The sequence below is a fragment of the Pseudescherichia sp. genome (assembly GCF_032052675.1).
Taxonomy (GTDB): domain Bacteria; phylum Pseudomonadota; class Gammaproteobacteria; order Enterobacterales; family Enterobacteriaceae; genus Pseudescherichia.
This window is the reverse complement of record NZ_DAMBWA010000002.1, coordinates 355,911-376,870: the sequence shown is the minus strand read 5'-3', so window position 1 is coordinate 376,870 and position 20,960 is coordinate 355,911. Positions and strand designations below refer to the sequence as shown.

The 20,960-nt window shown below is 55.1% G+C and carries 19 protein-coding genes and 2 pseudogenes; 10 read left to right on the top strand and 11 right to left on the bottom strand.

What is annotated here, in order from left to right; all coding sequences use genetic code 11:
• The first annotated feature begins 309 nt into the window (after positions 1 to 309).
• Positions 310 to 810: an Lrp/AsnC family transcriptional regulator gene (locus tag RTX96_RS04285; protein ID WP_312670256.1), complete on the top strand. Its 501-nt coding sequence runs from the start codon at positions 310 to 312 to the stop codon at positions 808 to 810.
• A gap of 3 nt (positions 811 to 813) precedes the next feature.
• Here RTX96_RS04285 and RTX96_RS04280 read toward each other — a convergent pair whose 3' ends face one another.
• The gene (locus RTX96_RS04280) at positions 814 to 1,662 is read right to left on the bottom strand and encodes an EamA family transporter (protein WP_312670254.1); all 849 of its coding nucleotides are present in this window, start codon (positions 1,660 to 1,662) and stop codon (positions 814 to 816) included.
• A gap of 307 nt (positions 1,663 to 1,969) precedes the next feature.
• Entirely contained in the window at positions 1,970 to 2,623 is a 654-nt protein-coding gene (locus tag RTX96_RS04275; RefSeq protein WP_312670252.1) for a LysE family translocator, read from the bottom strand.
• An 890-nt stretch (positions 2,624 to 3,513) separates the two neighbouring features.
• Between RTX96_RS04275 and RTX96_RS04270 the strand changes: the two genes are divergently transcribed.
• A complete protein-coding gene (locus tag RTX96_RS04270; RefSeq protein ID WP_312670250.1) occupies positions 3,514 to 3,849 on the top strand; it encodes a colicin E1 family microcin immunity protein in 336 nt (111 codons plus the stop codon).
• 120 nt (positions 3,850 to 3,969) lie between these two features.
• Here the strand turns inward: RTX96_RS04270 and RTX96_RS04265 are convergent, their stop codons facing one another.
• Positions 3,970 to 4,587, bottom strand: a complete 618-nt coding sequence (locus RTX96_RS04265; protein WP_312670248.1) for a LysE family transporter — start codon at positions 4,585 to 4,587, stop codon at positions 3,970 to 3,972.
• Between the two features lie 211 nt (positions 4,588 to 4,798).
• Positions 4,799 to 5,023: a hypothetical protein gene (locus RTX96_RS04260; protein WP_312670246.1), complete on the bottom strand. Its 225-nt coding sequence runs from the start codon at positions 5,021 to 5,023 to the stop codon at positions 4,799 to 4,801.
• Positions 5,024 to 5,213: 190 nt separating this feature from the next.
• On the opposite strand from RTX96_RS04260, the pseudogene RTX96_RS20845 reads away from it, so the two are divergent.
• From RTX96_RS20845 to RTX96_RS04250, 3 genes and pseudogenes are all read left to right on the top strand, one after another.
• Positions 5,214 to 5,294 (top strand): annotated as a pseudogene (locus tag RTX96_RS20845) (DUF4113 domain-containing protein); the annotation flags it as partial.
• 108 nt (positions 5,295 to 5,402) lie between these two features.
• A complete protein-coding gene (locus RTX96_RS04255; RefSeq protein WP_312670244.1) occupies positions 5,403 to 5,807 on the top strand; it encodes an Imm63 family immunity protein in 405 nt (134 codons plus the stop codon).
• Between the two features lie 190 nt (positions 5,808 to 5,997).
• Positions 5,998 to 6,855: pseudogene (locus tag RTX96_RS04250) on the top strand (alpha/beta fold hydrolase).
• A gap of 138 nt (positions 6,856 to 6,993) precedes the next feature.
• Here the strand turns inward: RTX96_RS04250 and RTX96_RS04245 are convergent.
• The 7 genes from RTX96_RS04245 to RTX96_RS04215 form a co-directional block, all read right to left on the bottom strand.
• Positions 6,994 to 7,785 (bottom strand): PhzF family phenazine biosynthesis protein, encoded by a 792-nt coding sequence (locus RTX96_RS04245; RefSeq protein ID WP_312670242.1) that lies wholly within the window; start codon positions 7,783 to 7,785, stop codon positions 6,994 to 6,996.
• A gap of 10 nt (positions 7,786 to 7,795) precedes the next feature.
• Positions 7,796 to 8,269, bottom strand: a complete 474-nt coding sequence (locus RTX96_RS04240) for a tol-pal system YbgF family protein (protein ID WP_103820096.1) — start codon at positions 8,267 to 8,269, stop codon at positions 7,796 to 7,798.
• A 127-nt stretch (positions 8,270 to 8,396) separates the two neighbouring features.
• Entirely contained in the window at positions 8,397 to 8,600 is a 204-nt protein-coding gene (locus RTX96_RS04235; RefSeq protein ID WP_103820097.1) for a glycogen synthesis protein GlgS, read from the bottom strand.
• A 158-nt stretch (positions 8,601 to 8,758) separates the two neighbouring features.
• Complete coding sequence (locus RTX96_RS04230; protein ID WP_312670239.1) at positions 8,759 to 9,580, bottom strand: alpha/beta hydrolase; 822 nt, start codon at positions 9,578 to 9,580, stop codon at positions 8,759 to 8,761.
• 42 nt (positions 9,581 to 9,622) lie between these two features.
• A complete protein-coding gene (locus tag RTX96_RS04225; protein WP_103820099.1) occupies positions 9,623 to 11,257 on the bottom strand; it encodes an MFS transporter in 1,635 nt (544 codons plus the stop codon).
• On the bottom strand, positions 11,241 to 11,666 hold the full coding sequence (locus RTX96_RS04220) for a DoxX family protein (RefSeq protein ID WP_312670238.1): 426 nt from the start codon (positions 11,664 to 11,666) through the stop codon (positions 11,241 to 11,243). Before RTX96_RS04220 ends, RTX96_RS04225 begins: the two co-directional genes overlap by 17 nt.
• A gap of 5 nt (positions 11,667 to 11,671) precedes the next feature.
• Positions 11,672 to 13,546 carry an amidohydrolase gene (locus tag RTX96_RS04215; protein WP_103820100.1) on the bottom strand — a complete coding sequence of 625 codons (1,875 nt, stop codon included), beginning with the start codon at positions 13,544 to 13,546 and terminating at the stop codon, positions 11,672 to 11,674.
• Between the two features lie 236 nt (positions 13,547 to 13,782).
• On the opposite strand from RTX96_RS04215, the gene RTX96_RS04210 reads away from it, so the two are divergent.
• The 5 genes from RTX96_RS04210 to RTX96_RS04190 all read left to right on the top strand — a co-directional run bounded on the left by RTX96_RS04210 (position 13,783) and on the right by RTX96_RS04190 (position 20,960).
• Entirely contained in the window at positions 13,783 to 14,472 is a 690-nt protein-coding gene (locus tag RTX96_RS04210; protein ID WP_103820101.1) for a hydrolase, read from the top strand.
• 61 nt (positions 14,473 to 14,533) lie between these two features.
• On the top strand, positions 14,534 to 14,695 hold the full coding sequence (locus RTX96_RS04205) for a DUF1427 family protein (protein ID WP_103820102.1): 162 nt from the start codon (positions 14,534 to 14,536) through the stop codon (positions 14,693 to 14,695).
• 2 nt (positions 14,696 to 14,697) lie between these two features.
• A complete protein-coding gene (locus RTX96_RS04200) occupies positions 14,698 to 14,952 on the top strand; it encodes a XapX domain-containing protein (protein ID WP_181016623.1) in 255 nt (84 codons plus the stop codon).
• Positions 14,953 to 14,997: 45 nt separating this feature from the next.
• A complete protein-coding gene (locus tag RTX96_RS04195) occupies positions 14,998 to 15,381 on the top strand; it encodes a response regulator transcription factor (protein ID WP_103820103.1) in 384 nt (127 codons plus the stop codon).
• A complete protein-coding gene (locus tag RTX96_RS04190) occupies positions 15,381 to 20,960 on the top strand; it encodes an AAA family ATPase (protein WP_312670237.1) in 5,580 nt (1,859 codons plus the stop codon). Before RTX96_RS04195 ends, RTX96_RS04190 begins: the two co-directional genes overlap by 1 nt.

Genomic DNA, 20,960 nt, shown 5'->3' with positions numbered 1-20,960 from the left:
CAGAGAACCCTACGTGCGCGTGGCGTTAACCTTTCCTGAATTGTCGCTGGCTTGATCGCTCCTGGCAGTTTAGCCGGGCATTAGGCCCGGAACCTGTCTGTCAGGTCAGCGAATAAAAAATATTCGCTGCATACAAGAACATGATACCTATTACAGTGCCTATAACTACCCAGCTACCCTCTCTCATGCTGTCTCCTTATTCATGCGGGTTCCCTGAACGAACAGCCTTTATGATAAAGTGCAGCATGCAAGTAAAATGATGTATTTGCTCGCCGGAAACGTCACATTTACTCTTTTTAAGGTATTATGATGAGAAAAAAAATCACGCGAGACGATCTGGACCGGTTTGATTTATCCATTCTCGATATGCTTCAGGTAAATAACCGCCTTCCTCACTCAGCTATAGCTGAGAAAGTAGGCCTTTCAACACCCTCAGTGCAGAGGCGGATCAGCAGACTTGAAGATAAAGGCGTTATCAGGGCCAACATCGCCATTATTGACCCAGCACAGGTAGGTAATCCTATTACAATCGTGATTGAATCCCGGCTCGTTGAAGACCGGAGCATGGTAATGGACAGAGCCAAGCGCTATTTTCGTAGCGTTGATGAAATCCAGCAGTGCTATTTCGTCAATGGTGGCGTGTCGTTCATCATCATTATGATTGCCCGCGATCTGCAGCACTTTGAGCACCTAGTCAGGCAACATTTTGCAGATAACCAGGACATTCTGACCTACCGTACGCTAATCGTACTCGATCCGGTTAAAACGGGAATGAAGGTTCCACTCTTTGATCTGCAGGACCGCACCTGAACGTCAGGATGGCGCGGCTGGACGAGCAAACACCGCACAGCCGGCACATGCAGCCATGACGGACAAAATGCCTGTGCACTGCATCGGGCTCAGCCTTTCATTCAGTATAATCCATCCGGCAAGTGCGCTGACGGCCGGAGAGCCACTCAAAAGAACCCCGAACACGCGGGAGGGGAGTCGGCGCATGGCGTACATATCCAGGAGGAAAGGCAGCATACTTGACAGAATCGCCACGCAAAGCCCCGTAAGAAGCACACTGGGTATAAGAAGTGCGCTCCCAGCTTGAGCGGTTCCGAGCGGTACAGCGAGCAGGGCTGCTACAGTCATGCCTGTCGCAACAGAGCGCCCACCGCCACCCGATACTCTTTTGCCAACAATGACATAAATTCCCCAGAATAGGGCTGCGGCGAGAGAATACGCCACGCCGCGAATATCAATCACATTATGTATATCGCCAATTGCTAACAGGACCATGCCGAAAGCGGACAGCAGGATCCAGAGCAGATCTATTTTTTTCCGGGACGTTAGCAAGGCTGCTGCCAGCGGGCCCATCACCTCAATAGATATGGCGATGCTGACAGGGATATACGCAAACGCGCGGTAAATCAGCAGATTCATCAATGCAAGCACGATGCCATAAAGGGCCATCGAACCCCAAGAAACTCCACTGTTGCATAACGTCCATGGGCGAAATACCGCAAGCAAAACGATGGCTGAAATACCCAGACGCAGCGCAGCCACGCCTTCGCTGCCGATAACTGGAAACAGCGTTTTGGCAAATGCTGCGCCTGTTTGTACCGAAACCATTCCGGCAAAGGCCGCCAGAAAAGGAAGACTTTGATTTACTTTCATGTGCCTGTCTTTAAGAGGAGTTAAGCTCAAAATTTTACAGGGGCGGCATGATTAATTTTCTCATAAAACTCGGCTGAATAATTTTTCTGATTAAGATTTGTCGATAGACAGGCAAAAAATTACAAAAGTTAGCGCTACATCTTAACCAGTGTGTACAGCGGTCGCTTCACACAAGGATATGCTTGAAAGCGAAACAATCCATTATGCTAGCTAGATAACTCATTTAAGCCTTGGGTAAGCAGGGCCAATGGCAGCTATGAACAATAAGCGGACATGGTACGTAATTTGCTTGGCAGGTAAGGCACTTTTATTTTTCTTGTACGGATACTACACCTGAACCGCCAAAGAGCATTCTGATTCCAAGCGCGACCATGACAACACCTGTAAATCGCTCCTGCCATTTGATGAATGCAGGATGTTTACCCAGCCAGTTTCCGAATGTGCCTGACGCCATAGCTACGGATCCCAGTGACACAATTCCAGCCAGCTTTTGAATGCTGCCTAAAATAAGCAGTTGTAGCCAGACAGACCCGACCGAGGGATCAACGAACTGAGGCAAAAAAGCAAACATGAACAGCAGAGATTTTGGGTTAGTCAGGCTGTTTAACGCGCCCTCTTTAACGGCATGCCAGTCAGAAATTCTGGCTGTTTTTCTCAGCCGGGTATCTGTGCCTGACGTCGCAATCATCTTTATGCCCAACCAAATAAGATAAGCGGCACCGACCCACCGTAGTAGATCAAGCGCAAACGGCCACGCGTGAACGACGGTTACAAGTCCCAGAACCAGAAAAGATACCTGTACAAAACCTGCGACGAAAACATTACCCAGTACGGTTAGCAAAGCAACACGTCTTCCCTGACCTACTCCCCTGGCGATGGTCAGCATCATGTCGGGGCCCGGAGAAATCTCCAGAAGCGTCAAAGCGACAAGGAAAGTAATAAAAGTTTCGATGGAAGGCATGATTGTAGAGTCCGGAAAAAATACTCCTCCTACGTTACCTCACTCTGGTTAACGCTTAAAGCTTAACTCGCCGCAACATCCGCTTTTGGCACAAAGCAGACATCCATGCATGCCTCGTGAGCCTGGACATAAAATTAACTGGCGATGATCGACTCAACCAGCAGATCAGTCAAATGAGGTAAGGGATGATCTCGCCACTTTATAAGACGCGGCAGTCAGATTTACCGCTCATGAAAGCTGATTAATGAAAATCTTGGGGCATTTTTGGGGCAAAAAGAGGAGATGGGACAGGTTTTGGGATAGAAAAAGGTAGGTAGGCGTAACTCTATATAATAAGTGGGCAATTTTAAAGTATTGAATTTAAACGATTATTCTTGATAAACACAGCTTAGAAAGGGCAGTGCGGTTTATTTAATTTGTACTCCTCTTTCTTGTTAACGTCTTGAAGCTCTTGCATGGTGTGCTATTTCTGTTGCCCGGGTCGTCATTCATTTTATGTCGCGTATGGTACGGATTACGGCGACGAATGCCAGCACGTTTTACACTGGGAGTAACTTGAGCCGCTCTGTTTTCGCTTTGCGGGAGGGGCATAAAAACCTAACTGGATGTCATATGGCGGGACGACCATCGTTATCAGTCGGATTTATCCATCACCAGAACGAATTGAACGGCAATGATGCTACCAGAGTTTCAGTTTGGCGGAGGTTCGTGTGGTAGTTTCCCGCCGCGCCACATTGTCAAAGCCCTGTTATAGGCATGACAGAGCGTTTTTTATTGGCCGTAGCGGCGAGACGACCTCTAAACGCTACGTATTTTGGTAAGTTGACGCTGACTGCAGTAGAGGGTAAGTTTGGTTTTTACTATTAGGTAATTATAAAAGACTAAATGAAATGAATTTAAGATATTATTTGCGGAATGTTATTTATGGCTTAATGTGCTATGTGATAATTGTATTCATCCTGCGTAATGATGTGCATGAGCCAGTAGTGAGGCTGATAATAGGCTTTAGCTTTGTAAATACTATTTTCTTTCCTTTCGCTAAGAGGGCTGTTGAAACCGTTGCGCTTAAATATTCAACAATTGACGACTGGACTAAGGGCGCTAACGTTGAAACGCCAGCAAAAAATGGCGTATATGCAATCTATTACATGGTTATTTTTGCTGTAACAATACCGGTTGCTATTATTTACTTAATATATTTTTTTTCCACAAGAAAGGCTGCATAAATCTGGTCTTTTTAATTTTTTGCACTGAATAACTTTTGCGGTTTTAATTTCCTAGTCTTCGTTCACCCTAGCTGAAACGACAGTCATGACTACGACACACTCAAAAATACCGATGAGAGCTTACTTCAACAGAAGACGTAATCCCAGAAAGGCCATAACGCCTCCGCTTAGCTTATCTATAAACTTACGGTATTTAATATAAGCCAGGCGCGGACCGTCAGTAGATAGTAAACATGCTACGACTGCATACCACAACACATCAATAACGAATGCCATTGAGGGCAGGACGATGTACATAGCAGGCTGGATATTTTTACTCAGCGCTGCGGAAAAAATACTGGCAAATACCAGGGCAGTATGAGGATTGCTGATTTGCGTTAATACGCCAGTCAAAAAAGCTTTTGAGACGCTTACGTCCTCTGTAGCGGCAGAGTCATTAAACCGATTTGCAGGACGACGAAACATTTTCAACGCCAGCCATAAAAGATAACAACCACCGACAATCTTCAGGCCTGTGTAGAGTGATGGAACCACAGTCAGCAGGGTATGAAGACCCGCTAACGCTATGGCAGCAAAGACAAGTGCGCCAAAGCCCATACCTGCTGCAACGGATAATGCCGCTCGTCTTGAACTGGACATGGCCGTGCGGGCAACAAGAAGGAAGCTGACTCCCGGGCTCATTGCGCCAAACAAGATAGCTATACCAATAGCAGAAAGCGCAATTAAATCACTTGCCATTCATCATCTCCATCATTGCCACATGTCAGCCAGTTCCCTCATTGCGGAAACCGTGCCCTTATAAATTGCTCTCACTTAACAACATAACACGATGCTCCGCTCTTGGCATGTGTGATGCGTCAGGAATAATGAGTAAAAGAGTTTCCCCGCAAAGCGGGGCAGAAAACGTATAAATACATATATGCTTCGCGAGTCTGTATCGCAAGCGGTCCTATCTTAGTACAAACTGAATCAGCTGAACAAAGATATACACTGCCGCTACCGCTTGTATTGCCCGAAACCCCCATCTGAGATATCGCCACTCATGGCGTTCCCTTGCATTAGCTTCTTCAATGGCGGGATCAAAACGTCTTTTTTTATTTATCCTGAGTGCATTTATTACCCATACAATGAGTACAAGGATAACGACGGCTTTTTGAAATATAGGATTATCCATAAAGAGTGCCTCCGGCCTACTCGCTAATAGATGCACATTAGATGAATAACTGTTTCATATCTACTACTAAATATAGGGTTAAGGGTGGTTTTCGATCAGGAATGCCAGCTCGTTTTACACTGGAGGCATCGTGACCCGAACGGTTTTCTTGGACGTGCACTTAGCTCGCGATGATTGACTCAGCCAGTCGCTCTGGCAGACGAGGCACGAAATGCTATCGCCAGGATACACCGCGCGTTGGTCAGGCGTACCGATCTTGCGCGCTAATTAAGCGCGTGTTATAGAGGTCATCATGGCCGCTAAATAGAATTGGCCGCAGAAATTGCAAACGCTACGGATGTATAGGACGAGCGGTTTACATACAACAAAATAGATGCTTATGAAAACGATTGAAGAACTACGCACAGAACTTCTCAAAATTGGAGAGCAATTAGGTGGGGGAACAAGACCAAACCATTACTTCATTATCCCTGATCAACCCGATAGTTTTGCTACTCCCTATCTGGAAATTCATGGCAAAGAATATCACTTCATCGTCAGTGAAAGAGGTATCGAATTAGCCCGAAAAGTGACTCTTAGTGATGATGAGATCCTTTATTGGTTTGTTGAGTGTGGCGTGGAGGGTCTGGCCTCTAGTTATGCAGCATTACAAACAACACCAGAAAAAGAGTTCAGGAATATTTATTTCAGGAAGCAATACAGTTTGATGCTCGCTATCACCCCTGAATGGGCCACAAGGAAACGCAAAAAAATTACAGAGATCCTCCGTTCTACGCGCTCATAAAGACCCAATAGGTGAATAACTTTTCCATAACCACGACTAAGTGTAGGGTTAAGGTTGGATAGCTTAAGCCCTTCATAAGCAGCTCATAAGACAGCGATAAGCGAGAAATAAAAAAATCGCCAAATTTGTCTGTCAGCGCTACAGTCTATGATGATTCTACTGGTATGACCACATAGGCGGGGCTCTGTTGATGAATGCAGTAATGATACCTGTAAAAGAGGGCGGTGTTCTGGCTTCCACGGTGTGGGAGAGAAGCGATGCTAAGGCGCTGGTGATCCTTCATCCTGCCACAGCGGTGTCACAGGATTTTTACAAGGGTTTTGCTGAGTATCTCTACGAAATGGGATTCACTGTTCTGACCTACGATTATCGCGGTACAGGATATTCAACATCAGGGGCGCTTCGAAACTGTAATATTTCAATGTCCGACTGGATTGAGCAGGATGCCGTTTGCGTCACTGCCTGGGCAAAGTTACGTTTCCCTCATCTTCTGATGATGGCAGTAGGGCACAGCGTTGGCGGGCACGCTATTCTGCTTTCCACGGCCACACACTCTCTGCATGCGGGGGTTATTGTTGCTTCGCACGCTGGCGTAACACGTACTATATAACAAACTGGGGAGAAGCTAAGGGTCTGGTTTTTATTGCGTGTTCTTGCACCGGTTCTGTGCCGTATCTTCGGCTATATGCCAGCCAGACGTCTTGGGCTGGGAGAAGACTTGCCCGCTCCGGTAATGGATCAATGGGGACGCTGGAGCGCAATGCCCAATTACTTTTATGACGATCCAAACTGGGATGCACGTCGCAGGGCCGGGGAGATAACGTTGCCTCTTCTGGTAATAGGTTTTGATGATGATCCCTGGGCTAACCCGGAAGCCATTACACGCTTAATGGAGCCGGTGAAAAATGCTAAAGTTGAACGGCGCGAGATACAGCGCATGGATTTTGGTAACCACGCTATCGGGCACATGGGCTTTTTTCGAAGCCGATATCGAGAAACATTATGGCCTAAGGTCGGTAATTGGCTGCTGAGGCAGTGCCCAGATTGAAGTGAATATCGGTGCCAGGAGTAAAGATAAAAAAGCCACCCGAAAAGCCTATGTCTCAACTTTTCGGGTAACGCATACAGGCGATAGCTTCAATGTTGTGCAAGCAGCTCAGAAATGAAACCGGTATACATCGCTCTTCTAACGTAACAGCACTTTACCGACTAAATAGGTCACTGCCTTGCCGCCGATATGGACCCGGTCGCCCATGAGCTGGCAGCGTAAATCCCCGCCGCGTGCCGAACACTGATGCGCCAGCATCTCGGTTTTGTTCAGTTTTTCGGCCCAGTAAGGAATGAGCATGCTATGTGCAGATCCGGTGACAGGATCTTCCGCGACGGCTTCTCCTGGACAGAAGAAGCGGCTGACAAAATCGTACTCTCCTTCGCCAGGCGCGGTGATGCAAACCATTTTCCCGAGAGGGAGCATGGCATTAATATCAGATCGTACTGCTTCTACCTGACGTTGGTTCTCCAACACCACAAGGTAATCACGTGCCACGCGCACCTCTTTGCACTCGGTGATGCCCAACGTCTCCAGCAGTAAAGGCAGCGGCATAACGGGATCCGTTTGCCAGGCAGGGAAATCCAGCGTCAGCCACTCATCACTGCGCGTAACCGTCAGGGGACCCACAAAGCGAGTAGCAAACTGGATAGTTGTATCCGGATAATTAAGATGTTCAAAAATGACGTGTGCTGCGGCAAGGGTGGCATGTCCACACAGGTCAATTTCACCCTGAGTGGTAAACCAGCGCAGCTCAAAGCCATTATTATTAGCGATAAAGAACGCTGTCTCTGACTGGTTGTGCTGCTTAGACATCTTCAATAATGTCTCATCGGGCAACCATTCCGTGAGCGGGCACACTGCGGCGGCGTTACCAGCAAACGTGGTGGCGGCAAAGGCATCTACCATATAAAAATCAATTTCTTGCATAGCGTCCAACTTAATTCACATTGTGAGAGTAACAAGCCAATGCTTTTGCATACCGCTGAATGCCCGGCGTCGGCGGGTGGTTTGACATCAGCTCAAGCATCACCGCCATCGCGCGATCGTGTTCACCGAGATTGTGCAGGCACAGAGCATAAAAGGGGATGGCTTCGCTGGCATTGGGATAGTCTCTGATAATCTCTTTAAACGCTTCTTTAGCGAGCGCATATTTTCCCAGACAGCGCCAGGTGCAAGCGAGACCGAACTTAGCTTCAAACTGGTTATCGCCCTCCAGTCCCTCCTCGAGCGCAGCGAGATAATATTTAGCGGCACTATCTTCCAGCCCCTCATTGTCGTAGGACCAGGCGATATGGAGCAGTGCTTCTGCTTTTAAATGGGGATTGACTGCGAGTTCTCTAAGAAGCGCCCGGCTTTTTGTATACTCGCCTGACGATCGCAACGCGATTGCTGTTTGAATTTTACTGTCCATAACGATCGGCCTGTAGAAGTAGAATAAGAGACAGCATTTATAAAACCAAAAACCCGCTGCGCTTACTATCCTTTTCTATTAGTCGCGTAACGCGAACGCCGGGCGGCGGCCACCGCCCGGCATTGAACTACACTGTCACTAAACCTTCCTGTAGCTGCTCAAGATGGTGATCGTAGCGTTGCAGGAACAACATCTTACAATCGTCATCCATATTGCCTGTGATAGCCTCCGTGCAGAGATGTCTACCTTGCGAACGCATCTGAGCGAAGCTGAAAGCAAGAAATTCAAAATCCTGAGAAGATACTACACACTTTTCACTCACTAACTGCATGACTTCCTCCTCTATAGTTGAACAAAAGCTCAAAGGAAATATGCATATTTAGTTTAAGTATGGATCAAAAATAGCGGGCGGGTAAGATATGAAGAACGATAGCTGTAAACTATCAATAAAGCGGAGGAGGCGCGGGTGCGCCTCCTTTTAAGCTATTGTTACAGCGACTGTAAAAACGCCAGCAGGTCGTTGTTAAGCTGATCCTGGTGCGTAACGGCGAAGCCGTGCGGCGCGTTATCGTAGACTTTCAGCTGCGCGCCACGGATGGTTTCCGCTGCGACTTTACCGGTAGTTTCGAACGGCACAACCTGGTCGTTGCTGCCGTGGATCACCAGGGTAGGGACATCCACTTTCGCCACGTCCGGGCGGAAATCGGTCTCTGCGAAGGCGGTAACGCAGTCAATGGTCCCTTTGAGGGAGGCGAGTAGGGCGATGTTCAGCGTCTGGGTCAATACGCCCTCAGAGACGTTCTGCCCGGCGTTGGTGCCGTAGAACGGAGCAGCGAAGTCGCTGATAAACTGGGCGCGATCTTTACGTAACCCAGCGCGGATGCCTTCAAATACGCTTTGATCCACGCCCTGCGGGTAGTCGGCGGCTTTGCCGAAAATAGGCGTCACTGCGCCCAGCAGCACCAGCGCTTTCACACGATCGCTACCGTAACGGCCGATATAGCGGGTCACGTCGCCGCCGCCCATCGAGAAACCGACCAGGGTCACGTCACGCAGATCGAGGCTGGTAATCAGATCGTTGATGTCAGAGGCGAAGGTGTCGTAGTCATAGCCTTCCCACGGCTGATCCGAACGACCAAAGCCACGGCGATCGAAGGCGATAACGCGATAGCCACGCTCGGCCAGGAAGTTCAGCTGGCTGTCCCACATATCGGCATCCAGCGGCCAGCCGTGGCTGAACAGCACCGGCTTGCCTGAACCCCAGTCTTTGTAATAAATCTGCGTGCCATCCTGCGTTTTGATTGTGCTCATACTCGATCCTCAGTAGTGATAACGGGTTATGGGTTGTGTTGTTTAGGTGATGGGCGCTACCAGGTAGCGAACCTCGGGAAGTTCACCACCGCGATGAAAAGCATAGACTTTGCTTTGGATCAGCAGATCGTTCACCGTATGGCGCTCCTGCTGACGCAAATGCTCAATCCAGGTTCCAATAACAAAGGTCTCCAGAAAAATCCCGGGCCGCTGGATATCTTCATATACCGACCAGCTTAGCGCGCCGCCGCGCTGACGGACCCGGCGCATCTCCTGAATCCCAACGACAAAGTCATACACGTCGTCGGCGTCTATCTGATACTCATAGATCACCATAATCGGGCCGCGCTCGTGGGAAACATCCAACGTTCGGGCGAGATTGTCGATTTCACGCAGATCCAGGTTGAGATCGGGGTTCTCATCCAACCGCCAGCGGAAAACGGTCAGGCTGGCCAGCACCATGCCCACCGTTGCGACACAGAGCGAGACGGGGAGGGTGAAATGCGACGCCAGCTGGCCCCAGATGGCGCTGCCCAGGGTCATTGAGCCGAAGAAGACCGTGAGATAGACCGCCAGCGCCCGTGCTTTAACCCATTTTGCCGCGCTGCGCTGCGCGCCCATGTTGAGCGTCGAGAGCACCGCTATCCAGGCAAAGCCGGTGATAAACAGAAACGCGTTCAGCAACCAGAAGTGGCGGACAAAGGCCAGGGCCAGCATGGCGGCGGCATAAAACAGACTGGTCAGCACCATCAGGCGGTCCGGATTGAGCCGTTTGCGCAGCCCAGGCAGCACTACTGCGCCAAAAATCGCCCCGATGCCGATACAGGCCAGCATAATACCGTAGCCGCCGGGGCCGAGCCCCAGTTCACGGCGCGCGACCAGCGGCAGTAAAGCCCAGGCGGCGCTGCCGAAGAGGAAAAACGCCACGGTGCGCACCAGCACGTTGCGCAGTACCGGCGCGGCATGCACGTAACGTAATCCTGCCCGCACAGCGGGAAAGAAGTGCTCCGGCGGCAGGCGCTGAATAGAGGGCTCCGCTTTCCAGCGATAGAGCACCCAGGCTACCCCCAGCACCGACAGCGCATTCAGCAAGAACACCACCCACGGACCGGCAAAGGACAGCACCAGTCCTCCCAGCGCCGGGCCAATCGCGCGGCTGATATTGATGCCCAGCGAGTTCAGGGCGATAGCCGGGGCCAGCTCATTTTTCTCCACCAGATCCGGCACGATAGCCTGAAACGGCGGCGAGCTCATTGCCGCACCCGCGCTGAGCAGGAAGGCGGCGATAAGCAGCACCGTCGGGGTCACGTAACCGGCGAGCGACAGCAGGGTCAGGCCCGCCGCCGCGATAAAGACCCATACCTGGGAAAAGAGCAGGTACTTCCGGCGGTCGACGATATCCGCCATCACCCCGGAGGGCAGAGCGAAGAGAAACATCGGCAGGCTGCTTGCCGCCTGCACCAGCGCGACGGAGAGCGGATCCGCGCTCAGCGTCAGCATGGTCCAGTTCACCCCGACATCGTTCATCCATGAACCGATGTTGGAGACCACCGTCGCTATCCACAGCATGCGAAAAATGGGGTTACGCAGCGGCTGCCAGGATGATGCGGCGGCAGGCTGCGCTGTCACAGACGCCGCCTGCGCCGTTGCCGTGCGGATATCATTTACCTGCGCCATAGCGAAACTCCTCTACGCGACTCGTGAAGGGCCGCCAGCTGCCCGGCCCGGTTATCGCCAGCGTGGTGAAGATAATCAGCAGCAGCCAGCCAAACTGGCCTTCCGCCATACTCCATCCAGGATGAACCACCAGCATCGCCACCAGCAGCACGCCGATAATCGGCAGGCAGGCCAGCCGTGTTCCGACCCCCAGGATGATGAAGAGTGGGCAAACCACTTCGGCGAAGATAGCCGGTAAGAGGCTGGTCCACGGGCCCAGTCCAAACGGATCCTCGATCCGCGTCAGCTCTTCACTAAAGTGCATCACCTTTGGCAAGCCGTGCACGTAGAGCAGCAGCAGACTACCGGTGAGGCGCAGGAAGAACAGCCCCGCATCAATACGGGGCGAAAAAGCCGATGCGCTTTTCATAGGCATCAGAAGGCGAAGCAGCTGCAGCCGAGTGCGCCCCAGAAGGCGCTATCGTCTGAAACCGGAACCGAGGAGCGGCGCGCCACGTCGTGCTGGTGGCTGTGTACGCCGCACGGGCCGCTGCAGTGGTGCACGGCAGGCATCAGGCCTACGCGGGTTTGCTGCGGCGGGGCGCTGCGGTAGTGGCCCGGCACGTTGACTACCGGCGACCACTCTGGCAGCACGGGAATCGACGGCGGCGCTTCCGAAGTAAAAGCCCCGGCGGCGTAGACGATGTTGCCATCCACGACGGTCAGCACGGACTCGATACCTTTGATCTCCTCCTCCGGCACGCGGAAGTAGTCTTTGCTCAGCACCGCCAGATCCGCCAGCTGGCCCACTTTAATCTGGCCTTTTTTGCCCTGCTCGCTGGAGAACCAGGCGCTGCCCTGGGTCCATAGCATCAGGGCGGTGTCGCGGTCGAGGCGCGCGTTCACGTCATACATCTGCATGCCGCCCACGGTGCGGCCAGAGACCAGCCAGTAGAGCGCTGTCCACGGGTTGTAGCTGGCGACGCGGGTGGCATCGGTCCCCAGGCCCACCGGCACGCCGGTCTCCAACATCTTCGCAACCGGCGGGGTGTGGCGAACCGCCTCCATGCCATAGCGCTCGGCGAAGTATTCACCCTGGAAGGCCATCCGGTGCTGCACCGCAATGCCGCCGCCCAGCGCCTTGATGCGGTCGATGTTGTGCTGGGTGACCGTTTCGGCGTGATCAAAGAACCAGTGCAGGCCGTTGAAGGGGATCTCCCGGTTCACTCTTTCGAACACATCCAGCATGCGGCTGATGGATTCGTTATAGGTGGCGTGCAGGCGGAACGGCCAGCGGTGTTCAACCAGATGACGGACCACGCGCTCCAGCTCGTCTTCCATACCCGGCGCGAGATCCGGGCGCGGTTCGAGGAAATCTTCGAAGTCGGCGGCGGAGAAGACCAGCATTTCGCCTGCGCCGTTGTGGCGGAAGAAGTCGCTGCCCTGGCCCGGCGTCAGCATGTCGGTCCACTTCTCAAAATCTTCCAGCTCATGGCCGGGACGCTGGGTAAACAGGTTATAGGCGATGCGGATGGTCATCTGCTCTTTGGCATGCAGCTCGGCGATCACTTCATAATCTTCCGGGTAGTTCTGGAAGCCGCCGCCGGCGTCGATAGCGCTGGTCAGCCCCAGGCGATTCAGCTCACGCATAAACTGGCGGGTGGAGTTGACCTGCTGCTCCAGCGGCAGCTTCGGCCCTTTCGCCAGGGTGGCGTACAGGATCATGGCGTTCGGGCGCGCAATCAGCATCCCGGTTGGGTTGCCGTTGCTGTCGCGCTGGATCTCGCCGCCCGGCGGGTTCGGGGTATCTTTGGTGTAGCCCACCACCTTCAGCGCGGCGCGGTTGAGCAGGGCGCGGTCATAGAGATGCAGAATAAACACCGGCGTATCCGGCGCGGCCTCGTTGATCTCATCCAGCGTGGGCATCCGGCGCTCGGCAAACTGAAACTCCGACCAGCCGCCGACCACGCGCACCCACTGCGGAGAAGGGGTGCGCAGCGCCTGCTCTTTTAGCATCCGCAGCGCGTCCGCCAGCGACGGTACGCCTTCCCAGCGCAGTTCGAGGTTGTAGTTCAGACCGCCGCGGATCAGGTGCAGGTGGGAGTCGTTCAGGCCTGGGATTGCGGTGCTACCTTTCAGATCGATGACGCGGGTGCCTTCCGCCTGATGCTGCATCACCTCCGCCGCCGTGCCGACCTCCAGAAATTTGCCGTCGCGAATAGCCACCGCATCGGCGACCGGATTTTCCCGATCTACCGTATGAAATTTACCGTTGAGTAAAATGAGCTCTGCCTTGCCAAGCGAGACCATAGGGTTCTCCTGCTGAAGGGTCCGAAGCGTGATGCGCCGGACTATAAAAGTGGGGGGATTATCTTCAGCACGGGGATCGGACGTCTAGTTATACGAAGGTATACCTATACGAACGTATAGTTATACACAGAGATAATAGTTATGCCGGATAAGTGGTTTTACTATCCGTCCCAACATCGACGTCCGGGACGGCACGGACACCTGCTACTTAAACGACAATGACAATGGGAACTCACATGACCAACTCTAAGCTTGAAGTACTGACTCCGGAAAATTGCCAGATGATCTTTATCGATCAGCAGCCGCAGATGGCCTTTGGCGTACAGTCTATCGACCGTCAGGTACTGAAGAACAACGTGGTTGGCCTGGCAAAAGCGGCTAAGGTTTTCAACATTCCCACCACTATCACCACCGTTGAAACTGAAAGCTTCTCGGGTAACACCTTCCCGGAGCTGCTGGACGTCTTCCCGGAGCACGACATTCTTGAGCGTACCTCCATGAACTCCTGGGACGACCAGAAAGTACGCGACGCGCTGGCAAAAAACGGCAAGAAGAAGGTTGTGGTCTCGGGCCTGTGGACCGAAGTGTGCAACAACACTTTCGCCCTGTGCGCCATGCTGGAAGGGGGATATGAAATCTATATGGTGGCTGACGCTTCCGGCGGTACCTCCAAAGAGGCGCATGACTACGCCATGCAGCGCATGATCCAGGCGGGCGTGATCCCGGTGACCTGGCAGCAGGTTCTGCTGGAGTGGCAGCGCGACTGGGCACATAAAGAGACCTACAACGCCGTGATGGATATCGTGAAAGAGCACTCCGGTGCCTACGGTATGGGCGTTGATTACGCTTACACTATGGTGCACAAGGCACCCGCTCGTGCTAAGGGCGCGCATCAAACCCTGGCGCCGGTGCCAGCGAATAAATAAAGCCATGCGGGCCGGACCAGCGTGCCGGCCCCTATTTTTATTGAGTGACGGGAGAACTGCCATGAGCGCAGAAATTATTTCCCTTGGCGCAGGCGTGCTGATTGGTCTGGTTTATGCCTTGTTGAAGGTGCGCTCGCCCGCGCCGCCCGCTATCGCGCTGGTTGGCTTGCTGGGGATGCTGGCAGGCGAGCAGCTCGTTAACGCCTTTACCTGGGCAGGCTAACTATGTTGAAATCATACGTTGTTTCGCTGGCGACCGGCCTGTTGGCTGGCGCTATCTATGGCGCATTACAGGTTCATTCGCCTGCACCACCGGTCATCGCCCTGCTGGGGCTTTTCGGTATGCTGGTGGGCGAGCAGCTTATTCCGGTATGCCGACGTCTTCTACGCCGCCAGCCGGTCACCCTGGCATGGTTTCGTCATGAATGCGTGCCCAAAATCAGCGGCACTCCTCCCCCCGAAGGCAAAAACCTACCGTAGGGAGCGCCACTCACCTTTGCGTGAGCTTAGTCAGAGGATCACGGCATGGCGTTCTCTCCGCACATTGTCATTGTTGACGATGAACGTTCCGTTCGCAGCGGGTTAAGTAATTTACTGCTGTCGGAGGGGTACGATACCTGCACCTTCGAATCCGCAGAGGCATTTCTCAATGACGACACGGCGCTGGCAAGCGCCGATCTGTTAATCCTCGACGTTAAACTAAAGGGCATGAGCGGCCTGGAACTTTATGCTGCCGTAGTAGCGCAATCCGATCCGCCGCCGGTTATCTTTATCTCCGGGCATGAAGATGAAAATAGCCAGTGGTATTTCACCGGAGACGACGCCGTCACGCTTTTACGTAAGCCCATCAATATTGATACGCTGCTGGAACATATCCGCCGTGAACTCTCTTTACGCGAGGAGCACTGATGAGCGAGAAACTCTCTGCTGCCGGAAAGTTAATGAATGGGGACGTTTTTACCTTCACCGATGACATTATCTTCACGCCGCTGGCCCAGGAGGGCTGCATCGCCTGGACGCTATGCCATCCGCTGCATTCAGGTGAGAGCTTTATCCTGGCCAGCGCCGCCAGCGACGACGCAGAGTTTCAGGCGACCCAGCTGCTCAAAAATGAGTTCGCCCTGCGTATGCAACTCTCCGGCGTTTGGGCGATTAAACCGATAAGCTCCACCAGCCATCATGGCCGCTATGCGCTGGTCTATGCGCCGTTCCCTTTCCGCACCCTGGCGCAATCGACCCGCCTGCGAATAGGCAATATCGCTGACTTTCTGGCGATAGCGTTAGGTCTCTGCACGCCGCTGCGGCAGATGCATGCCCAGGGGCTGGTTCACAGCGATATCAAACCCGGCAACTTTTTCATCGATCCCGGCGGCGCTTACCGGCTGGCCGGATTTGGATTAACTACCGGTTCATCGGAGGCCGCCAGCCAGGCGAGTCTGACGGTGCCCGGCGGCACGTTGGCCTATATGTCGCCGGAACACACCGCCCGCACCCGCGACAGGGTAGACAGCCGCAGCGATCTCTACAGCCTGGGTATCGTGCTCTATGAGCTGCTGACCGGCGCGCTGCCTTTTGAGCCCAGCGAAGGCGGGCAGGCGGAGTGGGCGCATCACCATATCGCCTCCGAGCCCCGGCCGCTCCACCAGGTTCGTCCCTCTGTACCCGACATGCTCTCGGCGATCGTTCTGCGCCTGCTGGAAAAATCCCCGGCTAACCGATACCAGACGGTGGAGGGCCTGATCGCCGACCTGCGTCGCTGCCAGGCCAACCTGGCAGAAAACGGGGATATCACGCCGTTTACGCCGGGCTTGCAGGATCGCCTGCCAGCACGATTTTTACCGGACAATCTCTATCTGGCCCATCCCCAGCAGCAGCAACTGCTGGCGGCGTTCGACCGGGTCACGGAGAGCGGCATGCATTCGCTGGTGGTTATTAGCGGACCGCTCGGCAGCGGCAAGTCGTCGCTTATTGCCTCGGCGCTAAAGACGCTCCAGCATCGGCGGGTGCTGCTTGCCGTCAGCAAGGCTGACCAGTACTCGGCGGTGGTACCCTATACCGTTATCGCCTCGGCCTTTCGCTCTTTAACGCTTTACCTGCTGGGGCTGGGCGCAGATGACGTCGCGAACTGGAAGCGGCGGCTGACTCGGGCGCTGGGCAGCTATGCGGTGCTGGCCGTCAAGCTGGTGCCGGAGCTGGGCCTGCTGCTGGACAACCGCGCCCTTACCGTGGGCGATATGGACTCCACCGACGCCCGGGCGCGTTTCAACCAGATGGCGTCCCGGCTGGTGGAGGCGTTCGCCACGGCGGATTGCCCGCTGGTGTTGCTGATTGATGATATTCACTGGATAGACCAGGCCAGCCTGCAGCTACTGGAGTACCTGACCCACGCCAGCGGCGCGCTGCCGCTGCTTATGGTGGTTGCCCACTCCGATACCGACGCCTTTCCCGACGGTAGCGCGCAGACGCTGCTGAAAACCCTGCGCGCCGACGCCCGTCATCTTGTCGACATCCGACCGGAGCCGCTCAGCGTGAAGGCCGTGTCGCGTTGGCTGGCGGAGATTTTCCAGACCCGGGCGTCGGGCCTACACGAGCTGGCGACGCTTATTCATGAAAAAACCGGCGGCAATCCGCTGTTTACCCATGAGTTTTTCCAGCGCATCGTCAAAGATGGCCTAATCACCCATAACAAAAAGCAGGGGAAGTGGTATTACGATCTGCCTGCCATCCGGGCGCGAAATTACACTGAAAACGTGGCCAGCCTGGTGCTGCTGCAGCTGGCAGAGATGCCCCAGCAGGCGCGCAGGCTGCTCGGCTGCCTTGCGTGTGTGGGCGGAACCGGCAAGCCCGCACTGCTGAGCCAGATGCAGGCGATCGCCCCTGAGCATCTTCACGAGCAGCTGCAACCTGCGGTTTCCGCCCGGCTGATTAGCCTTGCCGGCGATGAGTATACCTTTACGCACGATCGCGTGCACAAGGCGGCGCGGGCGCTGCTAAAAGCTGACGAAGTCAGCCAGCTTAATGTCTCAGCCGCGCGCCTGTTCACCGAGGCGGCGCGCCAGAGCGACGACAGCGATCGGCTGTTTTTGGCGGTCCACCATATCACCTCCGCGCTTAGTGACATTCGTTTTTCGCCGGAGCGCGACAGCTACCGTACGGTCTGTCATCTCGCCGCCCAGCGGGCGAAAAGCACCGGGGACTACGCCTCAGCCGTGCGCTATCTGCGGACGGCAAAGCTGCTACATGAGGATGCGCTGCATGCCGAGCCGGATGACGCTTTCCAGCTTGATTTCGACGAAGCGGAGTGTGAGTTTCTGCAAGGTAACCTGCCGTCTGCGCTGGCGCTGTGCCAGCGTCTGATGCAGGCGCCGCGTCCGCAGCAAAAAGCGGTAGCCGCCTGCATGATGGCGGAAATTCATATGCGCCAGTCCAATATGCCGCTGGCGTTAGAGACGGCGCTGTCCGGCCTGGCCGCCTTTGACGTTGACCTCAGCCGTCACCCGGACGCGCACGACTGCGACGAGGCGTGGCGCTCAGTTGAGTCCCGGGTCGGCGGCGATCCGGTCGCGGCTTTCCAGACCCTTGCCCCAACGGAAGACCGGGAGGCGGAGGCGATCATGAGCCTGATGATCAGCGCCGGTATGTTTGCCGCTTTCGCCTGTCCGCGGCTGCACTTTTTGCTGCTCTGCAAAATCATCCATATGACCCTGGACCGGGGACTATGCGGCGCCTCAACGGCGGCGTTTGCCTGGTATGGCGTGCTGATCGGTCGACGCTACAACGAATATCAGCATGGGTTTATCTGGAGCGAGCTAGCGCATGCGCTGGTGATGCAGCACGGCTTTAACAATTTCAAAGGACGAACGCTGCTGGCGGTTGACCTTGCCACCTCCTGGGTGAAACCGATTGGCGCGGCGATAGAGCGCGCGAAAGCCTGCTTTACGGCCTCGGTTGACCACGGCGATCTCACCGCCGCCTGTTTTATCATTCGTCATCAGACGATGAATTTCCTCACCCGGGGCGATCACCTGGACGGCGTGTTGACCACCATCGAGCGCGGGCTGGGTTTTATTCGCAAACTGCGCTTCCCGGACGTGGAGATCCTGCTCCTGCTCCAGCGGCTGTATGTCAATCATCTGCGTAACGCGTCGGGGAACTTCACCGGCGCGGACGTCTTCCCCGAGTCGCTGATTGCCGACGAGGCCGCGCGCGGCCATCAGCATATCCCTCTGACGCTATTCTGGTTCTGGCTCTATCGCGGCATGGCACATTTTATGGCGGGGGAGTACGCCGAGGCGTCCCGGTGCCTGGAGCGAGCCGCGCCGGTGGTCGACAGCGTGCCGGGGTATATCCATCTGCTCGATTACCATTTCTATAGCGCGCTTTCGCTGACCCTCTCCCTGACGCCGGAAACAGCGACCGCCGCGCAGCGAGGCACGGTAAAAGCCCATCACGATCGGATCGCGCTGTGGGCGCGCCACAATCCAGCGACCTTTGCTGATAAAGAGGCGCTGATTGGCGCAGAGCTGGCGCGACTGGAGCAGAAGAGTGATATCGCCATCGCCCTGTATGAGAAGGCGATAAAACTTTCAGGCGATGCGGAGTTTCATCACATCCACGGCCTTGCCTGCGAGCTGGCCGGGGGCTTTGCCAGGGCGGCGGGTTTTCAGGTTGCCTCCGAAGCCTATTTCCGCGGGGCGTTCTCTGCCTGGCGGCGGTGGGGCGCAATGGCAAAAGTGCGCCAGCTGGAGCGCCACTATCCGCACCTCTCGCCATCCGGACAGAGCACCCCCTACGACACCATCGCCTTTGCACAGAATGAGGTGGTTCACGATCTGGAAAGCATGCTCAGAGCGGTGCGCGCCATGACGGAGGAGATCGACCTCGACCGGCTGATCCAGACGCTGATGACCCTGCTGCTTGAGCGGGCAGGGGCCCAGCGCGGCCTGCTGATTCGCATTCTTGATAACAACGTGCTGGAAACCCAGGCCTGCGCGGAGACCTCGTCGGACGGCGTGAAGGTGCGACGGGTTAAAGAGCGGCCTTCCGCGACCGATATGCCGCTGTCGATTCTCTCGGCGGTCATGCGTACCGGCCAGGAGATCCGCACCGGCAAGCCGGAGATCTTCAGTCCGTTCAGCCAGGACGCCTATCTGGTCACCTCCGGCGCGGCCGTAATGTGCGTCCCGATGTATAAACAGGCCAAAATGGTCGGCGTGCTCTACCTGGAAAACCGCGTCATGCCGGAGATCTTCACCGCCGAGCATTCGCGCATCGTCAGAATGCTGGCGTCGCAGGCGGCGGTATCGCTGGAAACGGCGCGCCTCTATGCCGAGCTGCTGGAGGAGAACGTCCAGCGGCGTCGGGTTGAGAAAGAGCTGCGCGCCAGCCAGACCTCGCTGATGCTCGGGGAGCGTATCAGCAATACCGGCACCTGGCGCTGGGATATCGACCAGGACCTGATGTTTGTCTCCGATGAATACGCCCGCATCCTCGGCCTGCCGGACCGGCAGCGCACGATCTCGATGGCGGATTTCCTGACGCTGGTGCATCCGGAGGATTATCAGCGCATCAGCCAGCTCGTGACCGATAGCGTGCGTAACAGCGTCTCCATGCGCGCGGAGTTCCGCGTGTTTCGCCCGGACGGCGAGTGCCGCTACATTTTGGGGGTGGGCAATCCGGTGGGCGATGAACCCAGCGTTGCGGAGTATTTCGGCGTTATCACCGACATCACCGCCCGCCGCCAGTCGGAGGACGCTGTGCGCGTGGCGCAGGCGGATCTCGCCCGCGTCTCCCGCGCTACGACGGTTGGACAGCTGACGGCCTCTATCGCCCATGAGATTAACCAGCCGCTGATGTCGATTGTCGCCAATGCGGGTGCCAGCCTGCGCTGGCTTAGCCGGGAGCCCGCAATGCTCAGCCATGCACGCACCAGCCTGGAGGAGATCATCAGCGAGGGGGAGCGCGCCGGGAACATTATTCGCGGATTGCAGGCGCTGACGCGCAACCAGACGGCAAGCCGCTCGCGGGTGAATCTGCACCATCTGGTCTATCACATTGTTGCGCTCTCACGCAGCGAGCTGGAGCGGCAGCAAATTGCCCTCCACTATCAGCTCAAGGCCCAGGAGGCGTTTATCTACGGCGACAGCGTGCAAATTCAACAGGTGTTGCTCAACCTGATCGTCAACGCGATTGATGCTATGGCGGATATCCATGACCGCCAGCTAACCTTAACCGTGAGCTCGCTGAACCCGGAGCCGGGCAAAATTCACCTTGAGATTACCGATACCGGGGTTGGTTTGAGCCCAGCAGTGCAGGAGCGGCTGTTTGACTCGTTCTACACCACGAAAGAGCAGGGGATGGGGATGGGACTGAGCATCAGCCGTAACATCATTGAACGTCATGCCGGACGGCTTCAGGCTGCCCCAGGCGAGCGCCACGGCAGCCGATTCTGGTTTACCCTGCCGGTGCATGACGAGCAGGGCGAATAG

Coding starts and splice junctions, on each gene's coding strand:
- RTX96_RS04285 (WP_312670256.1), top strand. CDS start 310: ATGAGAAAAAAAATCACGCGAGACGATCTGGACCGGTTTGATTTATCC.
- RTX96_RS04280 (WP_312670254.1), bottom strand. CDS start 1,662: ATGAAAGTAAATCAAAGTCTTCCTTTTCTGGCGGCCTTTGCCGGAATG.
- RTX96_RS04275 (WP_312670252.1), bottom strand. CDS start 2,623: ATGCCTTCCATCGAAACTTTTATTACTTTCCTTGTCGCTTTGACGCTT.
- RTX96_RS04270 (WP_312670250.1), top strand. CDS start 3,514: ATGAATTTAAGATATTATTTGCGGAATGTTATTTATGGCTTAATGTGC.
- RTX96_RS04265 (WP_312670248.1), bottom strand. CDS start 4,587: ATGGCAAGTGATTTAATTGCGCTTTCTGCTATTGGTATAGCTATCTTG.
- RTX96_RS04260 (WP_312670246.1), bottom strand. CDS start 5,023: ATGGATAATCCTATATTTCAAAAAGCCGTCGTTATCCTTGTACTCATT.
- RTX96_RS04255 (WP_312670244.1), top strand. CDS start 5,403: ATGAAAACGATTGAAGAACTACGCACAGAACTTCTCAAAATTGGAGAG.
- RTX96_RS04245 (WP_312670242.1), bottom strand. CDS start 7,785: ATGCAAGAAATTGATTTTTATATGGTAGATGCCTTTGCCGCCACCACG.
- RTX96_RS04240 (WP_103820096.1), bottom strand. CDS start 8,269: ATGGACAGTAAAATTCAAACAGCAATCGCGTTGCGATCGTCAGGCGAG.
- RTX96_RS04235 (WP_103820097.1), bottom strand. CDS start 8,600: ATGCAGTTAGTGAGTGAAAAGTGTGTAGTATCTTCTCAGGATTTTGAA.
- RTX96_RS04230 (WP_312670239.1), bottom strand. CDS start 9,580: ATGAGCACAATCAAAACGCAGGATGGCACGCAGATTTATTACAAAGAC.
- RTX96_RS04225 (WP_103820099.1), bottom strand. CDS start 11,257: ATGGCGCAGGTAAATGATATCCGCACGGCAACGGCGCAGGCGGCGTCT.
- RTX96_RS04220 (WP_312670238.1), bottom strand. CDS start 11,666: ATGAAAAGCGCATCGGCTTTTTCGCCCCGTATTGATGCGGGGCTGTTC.
- RTX96_RS04215 (WP_103820100.1), bottom strand. CDS start 13,546: ATGGTCTCGCTTGGCAAGGCAGAGCTCATTTTACTCAACGGTAAATTT.
- RTX96_RS04210 (WP_103820101.1), top strand. CDS start 13,783: ATGACCAACTCTAAGCTTGAAGTACTGACTCCGGAAAATTGCCAGATG.
- RTX96_RS04205 (WP_103820102.1), top strand. CDS start 14,534: ATGAGCGCAGAAATTATTTCCCTTGGCGCAGGCGTGCTGATTGGTCTG.
- RTX96_RS04200 (WP_181016623.1), top strand. CDS start 14,698: ATGTTGAAATCATACGTTGTTTCGCTGGCGACCGGCCTGTTGGCTGGC.
- RTX96_RS04195 (WP_103820103.1), top strand. CDS start 14,998: ATGGCGTTCTCTCCGCACATTGTCATTGTTGACGATGAACGTTCCGTT.
- RTX96_RS04190 (WP_312670237.1), top strand. CDS start 15,381: ATGAGCGAGAAACTCTCTGCTGCCGGAAAGTTAATGAATGGGGACGTT.